Origin of the sequence: Litchfieldia sinesaloumensis (genome assembly GCF_900156865.1) — a bacterium.
In the GTDB taxonomy this organism is placed as follows: domain Bacteria; phylum Bacillota; class Bacilli; order Bacillales; family Bacillaceae_L; genus Ferdinandcohnia; species Ferdinandcohnia sinesaloumensis.
The window spans coordinates 2,632,159-2,648,477 of record NZ_LT732529.1 but is presented as its reverse complement, the minus strand read 5'-3'; the positions used below and the strand labels follow the sequence as shown (position 1 = coordinate 2,648,477).

General features: G+C 36.5%; 16 protein-coding genes. 11 read left to right on the top strand and 5 right to left on the bottom strand.

What is annotated here, in order from left to right; genetic code table 11:
• Positions 1–293 precede the first annotated feature (293 nt).
• Positions 294–4,097, top strand: a complete 3,804-nt coding sequence (locus CZ490_RS13240) for an FIVAR domain-containing protein (RefSeq protein WP_077619327.1) — start codon at positions 294–296, stop codon at positions 4,095–4,097.
• Between the two features lie 126 nt (positions 4,098–4,223).
• Here CZ490_RS13240 and CZ490_RS13235 read toward each other — a convergent pair whose 3' ends face one another.
• The 3 genes from CZ490_RS13235 to CZ490_RS13225 all read right to left on the bottom strand — a co-directional run bounded on the left by CZ490_RS13235 (position 4,224) and on the right by CZ490_RS13225 (position 5,685).
• On the bottom strand, positions 4,224–4,673 hold the full coding sequence (locus CZ490_RS13235; protein ID WP_077619326.1) for a hypothetical protein: 450 nt from the start codon (positions 4,671–4,673) through the stop codon (positions 4,224–4,226).
• A 14-nt stretch (positions 4,674–4,687) separates the two neighbouring features.
• A complete protein-coding gene (locus tag CZ490_RS13230; protein ID WP_077619325.1) occupies positions 4,688–5,155 on the bottom strand; it encodes a DUF2243 domain-containing protein in 468 nt (155 codons plus the stop codon).
• A 326-nt stretch (positions 5,156–5,481) separates the two neighbouring features.
• Positions 5,482–5,685, bottom strand: a complete 204-nt coding sequence (locus CZ490_RS13225; RefSeq protein ID WP_077619324.1) for a hypothetical protein — start codon at positions 5,683–5,685, stop codon at positions 5,482–5,484.
• A gap of 403 nt (positions 5,686–6,088) precedes the next feature.
• On the opposite strand from CZ490_RS13225, the gene CZ490_RS13220 reads away from it, so the two are divergent.
• The 4 genes from CZ490_RS13220 (at position 6,089) to CZ490_RS13205 (ending at position 9,651) form a co-directional block, all read left to right on the top strand.
• A complete protein-coding gene (locus CZ490_RS13220) occupies positions 6,089–6,796 on the top strand; it encodes a response regulator transcription factor (RefSeq protein ID WP_077619323.1) in 708 nt (235 codons plus the stop codon).
• Positions 6,793–8,151 carry a sensor histidine kinase gene (locus CZ490_RS13215; RefSeq protein WP_077619322.1) on the top strand — a complete coding sequence of 453 codons (1,359 nt, stop codon included), beginning with the start codon at positions 6,793–6,795 and terminating at the stop codon, positions 8,149–8,151. The genes CZ490_RS13220 and CZ490_RS13215 overlap by 4 nt, the downstream gene beginning before the upstream one ends.
• A gap of 52 nt (positions 8,152–8,203) precedes the next feature.
• Positions 8,204–8,950: a PepSY domain-containing protein gene (locus tag CZ490_RS13210; protein ID WP_077619321.1), complete on the top strand. Its 747-nt coding sequence runs from the start codon at positions 8,204–8,206 to the stop codon at positions 8,948–8,950.
• 170 nt (positions 8,951–9,120) lie between these two features.
• On the top strand, positions 9,121–9,651 hold the full coding sequence (locus CZ490_RS13205; protein ID WP_077619320.1) for a PepSY domain-containing protein: 531 nt from the start codon (positions 9,121–9,123) through the stop codon (positions 9,649–9,651).
• 45 nt (positions 9,652–9,696) lie between these two features.
• On the opposite strand, the gene CZ490_RS13200 is transcribed toward CZ490_RS13205, so the two are convergent.
• Positions 9,697–10,719: a serine hydrolase domain-containing protein gene (locus CZ490_RS13200; protein ID WP_077619319.1), complete on the bottom strand. Its 1,023-nt coding sequence runs from the start codon at positions 10,717–10,719 to the stop codon at positions 9,697–9,699.
• A 216-nt stretch (positions 10,720–10,935) separates the two neighbouring features.
• Here CZ490_RS13200 and CZ490_RS13195 point away from each other — a divergent pair, with 216 nt between their 5' ends.
• A complete protein-coding gene (locus tag CZ490_RS13195; protein WP_077619318.1) occupies positions 10,936–11,892 on the top strand; it encodes a calcium/sodium antiporter in 957 nt (318 codons plus the stop codon).
• A gap of 283 nt (positions 11,893–12,175) precedes the next feature.
• Positions 12,176–12,592: a DUF1284 domain-containing protein gene (locus CZ490_RS13190; RefSeq protein ID WP_077619317.1), complete on the top strand. Its 417-nt coding sequence runs from the start codon at positions 12,176–12,178 to the stop codon at positions 12,590–12,592.
• 69 nt (positions 12,593–12,661) lie between these two features.
• Here CZ490_RS13190 and CZ490_RS13185 read toward each other — a convergent pair whose 3' ends face one another.
• The gene (locus CZ490_RS13185; RefSeq protein WP_077619316.1) at positions 12,662–13,678 is read right to left on the bottom strand and encodes a DUF1646 family protein; all 1,017 of its coding nucleotides are present in this window, start codon (positions 13,676–13,678) and stop codon (positions 12,662–12,664) included.
• 230 nt (positions 13,679–13,908) lie between these two features.
• On the opposite strand from CZ490_RS13185, the gene CZ490_RS13180 reads away from it, so the two are divergent.
• The 4 genes from CZ490_RS13180 to CZ490_RS13165 all read left to right on the top strand — a co-directional run bounded on the left by CZ490_RS13180 (position 13,909) and on the right by CZ490_RS13165 (position 16,319).
• Positions 13,909–14,409 (top strand): RNA polymerase sigma factor, encoded by a 501-nt coding sequence (locus CZ490_RS13180; protein ID WP_077619315.1) that lies wholly within the window; start codon positions 13,909–13,911, stop codon positions 14,407–14,409.
• Entirely contained in the window at positions 14,393–14,974 is a 582-nt protein-coding gene (locus CZ490_RS13175) for an SNARE domain-containing protein (protein ID WP_077619314.1), read from the top strand. Before CZ490_RS13180 ends, CZ490_RS13175 begins: the two co-directional genes overlap by 17 nt.
• Positions 14,971–15,711 (top strand): YfjL-like protein, encoded by a 741-nt coding sequence (locus CZ490_RS13170; protein WP_077619313.1) that lies wholly within the window; start codon positions 14,971–14,973, stop codon positions 15,709–15,711. The genes CZ490_RS13175 and CZ490_RS13170 overlap by 4 nt, the downstream gene beginning before the upstream one ends.
• Positions 15,712–15,857: 146 nt before the next feature.
• The gene (locus CZ490_RS13165) at positions 15,858–16,319 is read left to right on the top strand and encodes a MarR family winged helix-turn-helix transcriptional regulator (protein ID WP_077619312.1); all 462 of its coding nucleotides are present in this window, start codon (positions 15,858–15,860) and stop codon (positions 16,317–16,319) included.

Below are 16,319 nucleotides of genomic sequence, written 5' to 3'. Positions count from 1 at the left end.
ATGTAAAAAAAGTAGTAAATGTAGTCAATAAATTAGTATAGAAGATGATAAGGAATGTGAAATAATGAAAGCGTATCCATGTATTATCTGAAAAATCAGATAATACAAAAGTCCTATAAAACGCTAAATAGCGAATGGGCCTTTTAGGATGGTCAAATAAGAACGATGGTTAGAACTGGTAGGAGATATCTCCCCAGCTAACATAATCACGTTTAATAGAGGAGGGGAAGAAAAAATTCTTAGTAAATAGTTTTAACAAAATTAATAAGAATAGGGAAAGGAGAAATCTTTGCATGGCAAAAAATAAGTTAAAAAAACTCATTGGTTCTTTGTGTATAACAACCATGCTTATTGGATCAATTGCAATCATCGATTCTACAGAAGCCAAAGCTGATGTCATAACAAAGACAATCACGATTGATGGAAATAATATGGATGAATATAATCGTTTTAAAGGCTTTGGAACGGTAACGGCAAATAATACATCAAGATTACTACTAGATTATAAGGAAGAACACCCAGAGAAATATTGGGAGATTATGAATCAACTATTTAACAGAGACACAGGAGCTGGTTTGACGCATGTTAAAGTGGAATTAGGAGCTGATGTTAATTCATCTTCAGGAACTGAGCCAGCAACAATGCGATATGCAGATGAACCTGCAAATGTACTTAGAGGTGCTGGTTTTCAATTTGCAGCAGATGCGAAATCAATAAATCCAGATATAACAACTGAAATTCTTCGATGGGGAGAACCTCGTTTTACTTGGGAAGGTGCCGAGAACAAGGAGTATGAAAATCGTTATCAATGGTATAAACAGACAATTGACGCAGTATACGAAGAGTTTGGATTTAAATTAGATTATATAGGCATCTCACAAAATGAGAGGGCACAAAATAATAATGGTAGAAACGAGATAGAATGGCTGAAGTATTTCACTACGAAAATTAAACAAGAGCCCAATTATGATAAGGATTATAAAGATATAAAATTAGTTGCCGCAGATGGATACCGTGATACGTCAACTATAAGCCGTACGTTACTTGAGAATCCTGACCTGATAGATGAAATAGACGTGATTAGTTCACATTATGGTATCACAGGATCCAATGAACTAACACAATTACAAAATAAATTAATCTCTGAAGGCGATCAACCAAAAGAAATATGGGTGTCTGAGGGGATAGCACCAATGATTAATGCACGTTATCGTGAAAAGATGGAGCCTCATTATAATGGTCTTGGTGGAAAGGCAGGAATCATCGATGTAACATCACGAATCATCTCAGTCTATACATGGACAGGAGCGGGGCAACATCCATTAAATGCTGTTTCATTTGATTTTCAACCGTCAGTTGCATCCTTTTATGAAGGAGCAGCATATAATCCTAAACATTTAATTAGCGCATTTGACCCATGGTCTGGTTTTTATGAAGTAGACGGAGGGTTACAAGGTGTAAGGCATGTGATGAATTTTGTAGGATATGACGATCGTTCCACCCCAGAAAACGAGCGCTGGATGTATATTAAAGATGCTACATTTAGTGACGGGGCCTTTTTTGATGGAGGGGTAGATGTTGACACAAGTACACATAACTACCTAACATTAAAAGATCCTAATACGGATGACTATACAACCGTATTTGCAAATAACACAAAACAAACACGTAAATATAAAATACAAGCAAAAAATCTGAATGGAAAAGAAAATGCACCAATCTATGTGTGGGAAACAAGAGGACCTGATGCAGGAGAGAGTTATGATGCAAACTGGTTCAAAAATATTAATACGATTCATCCCGAAAACGGTGAATATGAAATAGAGGTAAAGCCGTATTCAATTATGACTATCACAACATTGGACAAGGAATCAGAAGTTGAAGATTTTGAGTATCAATCACAACCTGTTGATTTAGCAAAAGATACAATTATGCCATTACCATATAAAGATGACTTTGAATATGATAAATATTCAACGGATGAAAAGGGTAGAGATTATATTGAACGACGTGGAGGTACACCGCGATATACAACCGACCAATTAGGGGCCTTTGAAGTTGTTAAAAATGCAACTAAGCCTGTTAAAAGTGGCAGTGCAGTACGAACTGAAATTAAAATACCTGAAGCAAAAAAACACGGTAGTATGCTTCAACAGAAAATTTCCCATGACATTATAGGTGCTGACTGGGCAGTTTGGGGAGGAAGAGACGGATCAGCGTCAAATAGTAATCCGAATACAACAATAGGAGATCATCGTTGGGTCAATTATAAAGTCTCCTATGATTTCTTGCTGGATACACATACACCTGAAGTAGAAGGAAGAAGTAATTACGCATTAATTGGTGTTAGGCAAGTGAAGGCTGGAGGAACTGACTCATATGCACCATATAATGCACGTATTTACTCAAACGGTAAATACGAAATTCTTAAACTAGGAAATGTTGTAAAAAGTGGAGTAGTAGAAAAATTTGATAACAAAGTTTGGCATAAACTAGGCTTTGAAGCAAGAGAAAATAATTTTACGCTTTATTTGGACGAAAAGGAGTTAGCCACATACACTGACGAGGATTCGACGGTAATGGCAGGGCGAGTGGTCATAGGTTCTGGTTATTATGAAACACTTTTTGATAATCTTTTAATTGAGCCTATTAAGGGATACACCTATGAATCAAGTAAATATGATAGTGCACAAGGGAAAAAATATGAAACGGAAGAAGAAGCTCTTAACAACTCAGATAAATGGTATCCAATTGGGTATGTAGGGGATTGGGAATATAATCAAGCGGGTTATGCCCATTATAATCGTACTCAAATGACAGCTAGGACTAATATCCCGGTTTGGAATGGCATAACTGTTGGACATAGAGATTCTACAACTGTCCAAGGAACATTAAATAAAATTTTTTACTCCGGTAATTGGTCATCCAATAGTGGGAATGCTTGGGGGTCAGATGGAGCTTACTTTGAACTAAAATTTAAGGGAACTGAAATCAGGTTATTTGGAGAAGCAAATCCTAATAACGGTAGAGCTGATATCTTTTTAGATGACGAATTGGTTGGAGAAGCAAGCTACATCAATAACAGCAGTATGGAAAAAATGGTATGGTCAGTAGACAATCTTGAAGATAAAGAACATACTCTAAAAGTTGTAGCTAAGGAAAGTTGGACTAGTTTAACAAAAGTTGAGATCGAAACCACAGATCCTATACTGGCTGTTAAAAAATTGGGTGCAAATGAGATTGTTAAAATTCAAGATGATGAAAGTTTAATCGGTGATAAAGACAATACCGTATATGCTTTTAGGAAGAACAATGTGTGGGGTTCAAACAATACAAATGCCTGGGCAAACTTTGATGATGATCCTTATATTTTAATTAATTTCACAGGTTCGGGAATTGATTATTTGGCGGGAACTGGAGAAAAATCGAAATATAATTTTGAACTTGATGGTGAAGACTTAGGCAATCATGCAGTAGATTCCAATACTGGCATAAGGTTTTCTATTAGGGGGCTTGAGGAGAAGCCACATACTTTGAAGGTCTCCCTTAAGGATAATGAGAGATTAGATACCTTCATGGATTATCGTGGAGTAAATATTTACAGTTCACCTAAATATGAAGGCCCTAGCAGTAGCATGATTTTCTCTTTTGAAGGTTCAGGTTTCAATTTATTTGGATCTACATCAGACGCTCTAATTGACGTTTATGTAGATGATATTTTAATTGACTCAGATTACAGAATTAATTCAAAAGGAGATAGACAAACATCATATAATATTCGTGGACTTTTAGATAGCAAGCATACGACAAAAGTAGTTGTAAAGGGTGGTACCTTTATAATAGATGGTATTGATGTAATTGAAGGACGAAATAAAGTGGAAGTAAATAAGGAAGCGTTGGAGTCACTTTACGAAGAGCATAAAGGGAAAAGTCATAAAGACTATACGAAAGATAGTTGGAAAACATTCCATAAAGCTTTGCAACATGCAAAAGCTGTCCTTAAGAATCCACAAAGTACATTGGAACAAGTTGTAATTGCAAAATTAAATTTACAAACGGCGGTACAGGGATTAGAAACAAATAAAACAGATGAATAATAGTTTGTTCTGTTTTTTTATGAAAAGTAAAGCCTTTGGAAAGCTAGACCATACTGTCCCATAAAAACGAAATATTTAGTTTAGAGAGTTTAGAAAAAAATGCTGACATTAACGTGTCAGCATTTTTTATGGTATTTTAATGGTTTCTGTATGCGCAATTTCCTCACCATTGACCACGAAAACCCCATGATTGTTTCCATTAAGTGTAACTTTTATATTATGTGTTCCAGAGGGTAATTTGTCTAAATGAAAGAACTTTCCATATAAACGATTTACTTTTTTTCCGTTTAGATAAATATGGGCATGTCCTTCATTAAAGGTAATTTCTTCAGAACCAGCCTTTTCTGGTTTGAAGGTGAAATTCTCAGTATGAACTTCTAAATACCATGTTCCACCTGGGTCTTGCTTTACCATACCAATTATAGTGGGAGCCAGGTGTTTAGAAGGAATGATGATTTGATTTTCTTGGTGCATCATTTCGTGGTTTGCTGCACTGTAGTGACTGTTTTGGTTATGAAGATGAAGCATCATTGAAACGATTGTAAAAATAACAATGAAACTAACAATTCTATACATTACTTCCTCCTAAGTCACGTACTAACGGCTGATCCTTGTACATCTTTCTTCTGCTTAATTACATAGCCGATTATGATCAATAACAATCCAAGTCCAAGAAATGCTAAGTCATACGCTAACGCGTTAGGGTCCCCGGGTTTGACTCGATGAATCTGAAGAAGATGGTGATTGATAATTCCTTCAACCAGATTAAACACGCCGCCCCCAATTAAGAACCATCCTACTAGCAAACGAATGCCCTTTGATAGATTACCTGGATTACCTGCTAACCATAGTAGAACCCCGCCCACTATAAGAGTAATAGTAACGGCGAAATGAAAGAGTCCATCACTCATAATTTGCCCAGGGCGATCTGTCGCCATATAAACACTATGCCACTGTAGCAACTGATGAAAGATGATTCCATCGAGTGCTCCTAAGAAACCAAATCCAAAAATAAAACTCCCAGAATTAATTAGTTTTCTTCTAGTATTTGTTGTCACACATATTTCTCCTTATAGAAAAAATTTACATTATTCTATTTCTTTCCAAATTACTAGATTTATAAACAGACTATAATAGAAAACTACAATATTCTAGTAAGAAGAGAAGGGTTTGTGCCTGATTAAACGGAGAAAAGGAGGTAATGAAGTAGACAGTAATTCAAGAAGGGTTTCGTGCCCAATCGCAAGAGGCAGCGGTGCTAAGAGTAACGCAAGAGGCAGAATCGTTCCCGTTCGAGAGAGAAAGCGGAGTTAAGAGTAACGCAAGAGATAGAATCGTACCCAATATTCTGACACAGCATCCAAATCAGATACACAAACCATTATTAGCCACAAAAATAAAAAGAACCATCATTTCCATCGGTAAATGATTGGTTCTTATGTTTGGTGCGGTATAAATGATCCTTCTTTGTTTTTGTCATTCTAGATTGTAAGTCGATTAATGCAAATGGGCTTCTACTGTTTTCTGGATTTCGCTTTCCTTCGCGAACTAGTTTCTCACGTTTTTTACGAGCATTTGATTTTGCCATCTTCTCATCACCTCTTCGTAATATTTACATGTTTAGTATACAATTTTTTACAGCGATTATCTACATAGAAATTTTATTACATATGGGCAGATTCCCAAACAGAAGCCGCCTAAATGAATAGGATATAGCGAGGAGGTGTTTGGTTTGGCCGATAATAAAGAAAACGAAACTCGTGATGAGCAGGAGTCTCAACGTGTAGATGCATGGGAGTTCTTTTGGGGAAGAAGACCACGATCTGAAGAAGAAGAAATTGAGGAAGAGTAGATTTTATAAACGTACCTGTTACCGTGGGTATTAAGTCTTATGGTAAACAGGTACTTTCCATTTAGTGTAGTAGTTATCAGTTTTAGGGTAAAATGTGAGTAGGAGCAATAAATAGATACATAGGAAATGAGGGAAAGATTTGACGCAGAAACAACGTATTTTAATTGTGGAAGATGAGGAGAAAATTGCACGAGTCTTGGAACTCGAATTAACATATGAAGGATATGAAACAGGCAAAGCCTTTGATGGGGGTATGGGCTTGCAGAAGTTTCAAGAGGAATCGTGGGACCTAGTCCTCCTTGATGTCATGCTGCCTGGCTTGAGTGGAATTGAGGTATTAAGACGAATTCGTGCTGGAAACGAACAAACACCCGTCATCCTGTTAACTGCAAAAGACTCGGTTGAGGATAAGGTGTCAGGACTTGATTTAGGGGCTAATGACTATGTGACGAAGCCATTTCAGATTGAAGAACTGTTGGCGAGAATACGGGTGGCGTTAAGAAGTAACCAGAGTCAGGATACACCAGCGCATGACCGAGTTGAAGACTGGCTCATCATTGGAGATTTAAAACTAAATGAAACGACACACGAAGTAATACGAAGTGACGACGCAATTGAACTAACACCTCGCGAATTTGAGTTGCTTGCTTATTTAATGAAGCACCCCCGCCAGGTGTTAAATAGGGAACAATTATTAAATGCTGTATGGGGCTACGATTATTATGGGGATACAAACATAGTCGATGTGTATATTCGCTACTTACGAAATAAAATGGATAAACCATATGAAATCCCATTAATCCATACCGTACGTGGTGTAGGCTATGTCATGAAGGAATCGAAATGAAATTACGAAAACGAATCAACTTGTTCACAGCCGTATTGTTTATTATTTTGTTAATACTTATTAATGTTGCGTCTTATTTTACGTTTAGGCATATGATGTTTCAAAATGAACTGGAGCGTACACATGCGCAAAGCGTACGAGCATTAAATGGGATAACGGCATCTATTAATACCGTCTCTGCAGAAACACTTCTTCGTACCTATATACCTCTTAACGGAATGCTACGGGTAGTGTACATAGATGGAAAAAGGGGACCGCAGGCATATGTTCCTGAGCAGAGTGTGTTAAATGACTTTCCAATTACCTATCAAAAGGCGCAGAGCAAACAAATCGTTGAATTCGATGGAAGACCATATGCATTTATCTCATTGCCAATCATTTGGCAAAATGGCGAAGTGGCTGAACTTCAATTGGTAGAAGACCTTTCACAAACAGATGAAAACTTAAAAACATTGAGTCTAGTCTTACTAGCTGTTACCTTGATTGCAATGATACCTGTCCTAGTGTCAACAAGAGTGCTGAGTAATATAATTACACAGCCTATTTCGACCATGATACAAACGATGAGGGAAATACGAAAAAGTGGTCAATATAAACGAATAGAAATATCAAAGGAATCAAACGACGAGTTACATGAAATGGGTCAAACTTTTAATGAAATGATGGATTTGCTTGAGGTGAACTTTGAAAAACAAGAGAATTTTGTCTCGAATGCATCTCATGAATTGAAAACACCATTAACCGTTATTGATTCGTATGCAAGTCTTTTAAAACGTAGGGGACAGACTGATCCAAATCTTTTTCAAGAAGCGGTTGATGCAATTCAGTCTGAAGCGGTGCATATGAGGGAATTAACTCAGCAGCTCTTACTACTAGCGAAACATGAAGAGCAATGGAAACTAAATATTGAAAGCTTACCTTTACTTCAGCTTGTAAATGAATCAGTGACGTCATTCCGTGAAGGCTACAAACGTGAAATCTCAGTGATTGTGGAAGAAGAGTCAGTAGTCAAGACGGATAAGCAAAAGCTTAAACAGGTATTCTATATCTTAATGGAAAATGCCTTAAAGTACAGTGAGGAACGCATTATCGTGGTGATTGGTCAGGAACGTAATAGACCAAGCATTAAAATAATTGACCAAGGAATTGGGATTCCACAGCAAGATGTTGGGAAAGTGTTTGACCGTTTTTACCGGGTTGATAAAGCTAGAGCAAGAAAAACAGGGGGCTATGGTTTAGGGCTTTCATTAGCAAGAGAATTAGCAGATGCTATCGGAGTGAGCCTCTTTCTTGAAAGTGTAGAAGGTGAAGGAACTACAGCCAATATTCTTCTTCCCGATGAGAATTCTCATTAAATTCTCATAAAAAGCAGGTAAAATTGAATTAAAAAATGGTGGAGTGAATTCAATGAAGAAACCAACACTACGTACTGGTATTCTTGCCATAGTGGGCATTCTGGTCGCGACCTTTATCATTTGGCAGTTAACAAAGACCTTTACATCTGCAGAGCCTTTAACTGAGAATGATGCCGTCGACCTTGTTGAAAAAATGTATAATGGGCAAAATACGGAAGTAAGCCGAGATGGCGACGTTTATAAAATAAAATTTGAAATCGATAAAACAGGTATGTATGAAATTGAGGTTCACCAAAAAACAGGTGACGTTACAAATCTCACGCAGCTTTCACAGGAGCCACGCGAAAAAACGGAGTCTGAGATTCGGGATATTTTAGAAAAAGAGCAGGCTGGAAAAATTAAAACAATTGAAAAGAAAGATGAACAAGAACAAACGTATTATTATGCGACTGTTATAAAAGGTGATACAGAAGCAACATATAAGTTAGAGACAGCAACTGGAAAGATTGTGGATGTAGTAGAGAATAAAACCCAACCCCAGAACCCACCTGAGACTCAGCCTACTACACCTGAACCACCAGCCAAGACTACACAGCGAATTTCAGAACAACAGGCAATTGAGATTGCGCTTCAACATGTAAAAGGAGAGGTGGACGATGTTGACCTTGAAGAAGAAGCAGGACATCTCTACTATTTTATTGAAATTGAAGATGCACAAGGTGAAGACTATACGGTACAAGTACATTCGATTTCAGGTGAAGTAAAATCAATTCTATCTGATGATGATGATGATGATTAACTTTATTCTGTCATTCGTATGATCTAGGCAAAGATTTGCATGGATATGCAAGACGTAGTTGATTTTGAGAACAACTCATATGTTTCTCATCAAATTCTCATTTTATAATCCTAGTTTCCTCATTTTCATTGTCTATTATGAAGATAGATTAAATAAAGGAGGAAACAAAGATGAAGAAAAAACTTGTAGTACTAGGAATTGTTGGAGCAGTAGTATTAGGCGGAGCAGCAGGAGTTGGCGCTTTTGCTAAAGAAGTGAATGTTCCATTTTCTAAAGCAGAAGAAATTGCAATTCAAGAGATAAAAGGAGCACATGTTGAGGAAATTGAGCTAGATCGAGAGAATGGCGAGGTTATTTATGAAGTAGAACTAGAAGGTACACATGATGATGCTGAGGTAGAAATCAATGCTACAACTGGTGAAGTTGTAAGAGTTGATGATGATCGTGATGATGACCGAAACCGTTCAGAAAAAGCTGTAAAGTCAGTTAAAATCTCAAAAGAACAAGCTATCTCAATTGCAAAAAATGACACACCAGGTAAAATCACTGAAGTAGAATTAGACGATGATTTCCACTACGAAATTGAAATGAAGTATGAAGGAAAAGAAGTCGAATTTGAAATTTCAGCTCTAGATGGAACGATTTTAGAGAAGGAAATTGATTCAGATGATGATAACGATGACGATAATGATCGTGACTAATAACTAAAACAAATGAGGCCAGGAGAATCCTGACCTCATTTTTTATTATATATGTTCCTCAATAACATCGGTTACATCATGTGGCCCGTATGATTGATTTGAAGGAATAACTAGTGTTAGACCTGAAGCTGGATAGTGTGACGAAGCAAAGCTCACACCTGGGTCATAGCCCATCACATGATATTTATAAATATCGGAATCCCTTTTACTAATCCAAACCCCATACCCATAATATTCATCTTCCTCGGCATGTACATGAGGTGTTAAAAGCAGGTTAGTCGTTTCCTTACTTACAAGCTTATGGTGTAAAAGAGCATCCCACAATCTCATCATGTCAGGTGCTGTAACGAAAGCACCCCCATCAGATCCACCTTTAATTGGAATGGAGTACATATTTGTACGCCATGATCCTTCTTCATTATCGATATAACCAATCGCGGTATTTTTCGGAAGATTGTCGAGAGAAAAATATCCTGAGTCCTCCATTCCACATGGTTTAAAAATGTTCTCGATTACATAATCTGTAAAGGACTTTCCTGCTATTTGCTCAATGATTAATCCTAATAAGATATAGCCGGCATTGTTATAGTGAAATCTTTCACCAGGTTCAAACATCATGCTGTTATGCTGGAATAAGGGGAGGAAATCCTTTAATTCACGAATAAGGTACATCGGATTTTGTTTCCAAAGTTCCTCAAAATCGTCCATTACATCTTCGTCGAAGTAGTCAGGGACACCAGAGGTATGAGTTAACAAATGATGGACGTTAATGTTCACATCAAAGTGTGGAAACTTGATAGCTAAGCAATCTTTTAATCTCGTTTGTGGGGTAAGTAACCCTTTTTCAATCAATTGGCAAATTGCGATCGCTGTAAATAGCTTACATCCAGATGCAATTCCAAACTTTGTGTTCACTATGTTTTTCATTTCTTCAGCTCTATTTGAATATCCATATGCTGCTTGAACTAATATTTCAATTTCTTGTTTTGCAAGAATAACTCCTGAAAATTGGCTCTGCTTACTAAAGTCATCGATAAACGTATTTATATTCATTTTTCCTAAATGCATAACGGTAAACTCCTCTTGGCGAATTTCAATTGGCATTTGTGACAACAACGATATTTTCAGGGACTCCAATATATGGTACCATATTTTTCTAGTTAGTTGTTTAGAAGGGAGTGATTATTCTAAAAGTATAAAAAACTCACTCATAAGTTGAAGTATAAATGTAACTCATTGGGAAATATAGTAAGAGCAGGTTTAACAAAATGAGGGGGAGGATACATGACTTATCTATTGCTATTAATTGGCTTTGCATTATTAATAAAAGGTGCTGACTATTTTGTTGAAGGTTCCTCGAAAATTGCAGCGCTACTCAAGGTTCCTCCAATACTTGTTGGGCTTACCATTGTCGCCTTTGGAACGAGTTCACCCGAAGCTACAGTAAGTATTATTGCAGCAATGGAAGGAAATGCAGATGTGGCAGTTGGTAATGTTATAGGAAGTAATATCTTCAATATTACATTCGTAGTAGGGATAACCGCATTGTTAAATCCATTAAAAGTCGAAAATACAACACTACAAAAGGAGATACCATTTACGTTCTTAGCAAGTGTTGCGTTATTCGTATTAATGGGGGATATGGTATTACAAAACGCGGAATTTAATGCGATTACCCGTACAGAGGGGATTATTCTCTTATTGTTTTTTTCTGTGTTCATGTATTACATTTTGGAGGCTGCCAGAAATAATCGAAATTCAACTGTTCAAGAAGAAGAAGTGATTATTGAGAAAAAATGGGGCAAATATATTCTTCTCACTGTAGGTGGATTAGCAGCGATTATCTTTGGTGGGGATTTAGTAGTGAATAATAGTATAAAAATTGCATATTCGTTTGGAATGAGTGAAACTCTTGTGGGATTAACCATTGTCGCAGTTGGTACATCCCTACCAGAGTTGGTGACATCGATTACAGCAGCAATCAAAAAACAAAGTGAAATTGCCTTAGGAAATATAGTAGGCAGTAATATCTTTAACATTCTCTTTGTGTTAGGAGCAGCGTCAGTTATTTCACCTTTACCTGTTGACGGAAAGATGTTTTTGGATGTTATTTTAATGCTTCTCTTAACTATTTTGTTGTTTGTTTTTTCGAGAACAAAATTTCAAATTGCTAAATCTGAAGGGATTATTCTTGCTGTTGCGTACATAGTCTATATGGTATTTATTATTATGCGAGGATAAAGCACCGTTTAATGCGGTGTTTTTTGTGGTTTAGGTAAGTGTAAAATTAAACGTATGGATTACTTGCACATGATTTTCTGCATCCAGCTCCAGTGCCTAGCCTTTCGAGGTCGTAAGCCAATCCATCAAGAAGGTCAAAGAACAACCTTCTCGTCCCGTCTTATGCTTGTCGGGACTGATCAAGGCGCTTGCGTATTTGTTCTTTCTCTACTTTGGAATTTAAGGTAAAATATATGTTAACCATAAAACTATTTAAGTTAACAATAAGTGTAGGGGGATGAGAATGTACAAACTACGTGGGCATCATTTGTTTTGTCTTTTAGGCTACAGGGGAATGGGATATTCTCGAGAGTATGTTGAAAATATGACTATTATACATCAAACACTACGAAATAACCCAAAGACACTTGTTAAAATTGTAAACGGGCCAGATCATTTATGTGAAAAATATCCGAATACCGGTGAATACCATTGCCAAAATGCCTCCATCTATGAAAGGGATGCTAATATACTGAAAAAAGTGGGCCTCCGAATTGGACAGATAATGAGGTGGGAGGATATTGAATCACTCATCCAGAAAAACGTAATCCCAACGGATATTCAATCAGTCTGCGAATCGTGTTCATGGCGAACTTATGGTGTTTGCGAGGAAGGAGTACAGGATGTTATCGACGGCAAGGGATTAAGAGAAGTAAATTGAAAATGCCTAATTTTGTACTGCGTCACAAAAGTCATGTAGACTTTGGCACAGTACAAAATTAGGCTTTTTTCATAGTAAATAAATGATAAGGAAATAAGCTATCATGACACATAGTCCCAATGGGAAACCAAACTTTGCCCACTCCTTACTTGTGATTTTTAGCTTTCCTGCTGCAATAATGTTTGGGATATTCCCTGGGATAAGCATCCCACCACTAATTAATAATCCTAGTAAAATGGATTGAATGGTAAAATGGTCCATTTCAGGACTGATTTCTGCAGCGGCGAGTGTAGCGTTATCAAGTGTTGAAGATATGATATTTACCCAGTAAAGCAACATCGGGTCGAGTCCAATAAAGTACTGATTGATCATTGGCTCAAATCCTGCACCCAACAAGGTTAGCCCCATGACGAAGAAATAAATCTTTAAGGCTCGTACGAAAATATCCTCATACGTCTCCGAATCCGACTCTTTTTCAGGTTTTGCCTTCATTCGTTTTGGTGGATCTACTACAAAGAATGCCAATAAGCCAAAAATAAAGAGTGAAACAAAAATTTGTGGACCTATCAATTTTATTAAAAAGAAAAACTCTTCATTAAGTTTACTAATGGCAATCGTTGATAAAGGTTCACCAATTGGTGTTAATGCAGCCCCCATACCAATTGAAAAGCAGGCAATGATTACAAAACGAATCATAGATGAACGCTCTAACTTTAGTGAAGAGGCTATTAGTACTAACACCAGTGCTGCAATGATGGCGGTTATTACACTTGAAATGAGTCCTAAAAAGACAACAACTCCCCCGATAAACAAGCGAAACGGGATTCTTCGACTCAAGCCAATAATGGATCTTTGTAATGGTGATTGAAACCATTTGAACAGTAAACCAGCAACTAATACAGCTAAGGTAATCTTAATAGGGTCTATTGCAGCCCCAACGAATAGTTTACTGCTAAATACCCCACCTACAACCGCAGCGAGAAGCCCCATAAAAAAGAGGAACATTTCTAAATTCTTCTCAACAGATTTGATGGAAAACGGTAAAAGTAGAACAAAGATAAGAATCACTAATAATCCAATAATCATTTACATTACCTCAACTTTTTTTATAGTCAACCAGAAGCAGTACTACATTCATATGCACAACATTGGACAATCTTGCTAACCAATTTTCTCTATATCAAAAAAACGATAATGTGTTTATTTATTAAAATGATGTTCTCAAACTAGCAATATAATTTAAAATTGTTTGTAACGAAATGAAATTCCAGGGTACTAATTTAGTGAATAAGAAAAACGTAAAAGGGGGAAGGGAATTGGAGCTTGAGGACTTATATAAAGAAATACAACCACGAATATATGCTTTTTTCTTTATAAAGACCTCTAGCAAAGAATTGGCCGAGGACCTGACCCAGGAGGTATTTTATGAAGCGATTAAGAGCATACACACCTATTCAGGGCAATCCACAATCCAGACATGGCTATTTGCAATTGCAAGGAATCGGTTGTTAAAACATTACCGCTCAAAGAAATATAAAAATGAGTTAACTGAGATGCTCAAAAAAGAAACTGGACAATCGACCACACCTGAGGAGGAAGTACTTAACAAAGAAGTAAAGCAGAATCTACTGGTGTATATAAATCGATTAGATGATGTTTCGAAGGAAATTGTGACCCTAAGAATCTATGGGGAATTATCATTTAAAGAGATTGGGAGCTTACTTGGAAAAAGCGAAAACTTTGCAAGAGTTACATTTCACCGAGCTAAGCTCAAGCTTCATAAGGAAATGGAGGGATATTATGAAGGATCATCGTGAACAAGCAATTATAGAAGACCTGCTTCCACTATATAATGAGGGTCTTTTAAGTGAAGACACGGCTAATTGGCTCGAGGAGCAAATTCAGGACAGTGATGAACTCCAAAAACTAGTAAGGCAAACGACTACACCACTAGAAAAGGAAGAAATCCAATCGACTGTTCATCATGATAAAATGATCACAAAAATAAAACGAAGGCTCGCACTTTATCAACTGATTTTTGTTGGACTGTCATTTTATCTAGCAATTCAAACATCCTTACTCAATGATAGCTTCGGCTTTATTTTATGGTATACAGTACTAGGCTTCCTCACGTATCTGTTTTACAAAGATATGAAAATCGTCTTATATATTTCATTTATCCCTATTTTTATATGGTCAATTGGCGATGATATCGGACACTACTTGAACGGACATATAGACGGTACAGTTTCATTTGGGCAATTTTTGTTTCAATCCGTAATGGGCTCCATCATAGTTACGTTAATTCATTATCTATTTGCCTTTATTGGCAACATAATTGGATTTTTATATCTTAAAATAAGGAACGGTGAGGATAAGTGAAAAAACGAAAGGTTATTTACAGTGTCATTATTAGCGTATTGGTGTTAATTGTTTTGTATTTTTATCATTCCTTTAACGGTAATCCAATTAGTAAATTCTACGCAAACAAGGTACTAGAAAATTATTTAGAAGAAACATATCCGAACCGTGAATTCAGAATCGAAGAAGGTTTCTATAATTTTAAGTTTTCGACCTATGATTTCAATGTGATTGAAATTGGTGGTACTTCCGAAAAAAAAGGACCAAATGAATATGAGTTTGCGGTGAGGGGATTCGTCAAGCCGTATGTGACTATAGATTCGATATACACAGAGAATTTAGATGAACCTCTTATGGAAAAATTAAGTACAGAAGCACAAGCAGAAATAACTGGATTATTACAGCAAACCGTTCCAGTTGTAAAAGGAATCAGCGTTTCGCTAGAAGTTCAACAAGGTACGTATGATATAAATACGACCTGGAATAAGGGTATGAAACTTGAAAAGCCAATTTATATGCATATTGTGTTAGATTCGACTAAGTCTACAAAGGAAGATGTTTTTACAGATGCTAAGGCTATTCAAAAGGTGCTAAATGAAAATAACTATAACTACGAATCAGTCACTATTAATGGGAACATCATCGATGATCCGAATGCAAAATATGTAAAAGATGATAATGGTTATGTGAAATATCACATATCATTTGCGAGTGATACAGAGTTACAAATGAAGGATGTTGAAGTGATTGACCAATAAATGAATTCAACCACATCTCTCTACATGTAGAGGGATGTTTTTTTTGTTGACTTTTAAATGGGTGATGATTATAGTTATCCATGTTAATAGTTAAACAGTTTAACTATTAAGTACGTGAACTTATATGAAAAGAGGTGAAAGTGTTAATGAGTAAAACAAATATTAAAGAATTGGTTGATTTGTATCTTCAAGTTTCATTTTCGGTGAATACCATTGCTGATTCACTCATAAAAGAGCAAATTGGGAGTGACCTCACAAATGACCAGCATTATACACTTCGCTACATAAATAAAGTGGGTTCGTGTACATCGACTGAGCTTGCAGATGTTTTTGAAGTGAAAAAAAGTGCAATCACGGCCATTATAAACCGCCTTTACGAAAAGGGATTAATTGAGAGAACGCGCGATGAAAATGACCGACGACTAGTCTATTTAACGTTATCAGACAAAGGAAATGAGTTGTTTTCAAAGACTGAGGAGCGGGTTCATAAGCTTGTAGAGACAATCATTGGTGAATTTTCAGAAGCAGAAATTGTTCAATTTCTAAAAACGTATGGAAAGCTGAATGATATTTTACTTAACAATAAAAACAACAAGGTGGTCGAGTAA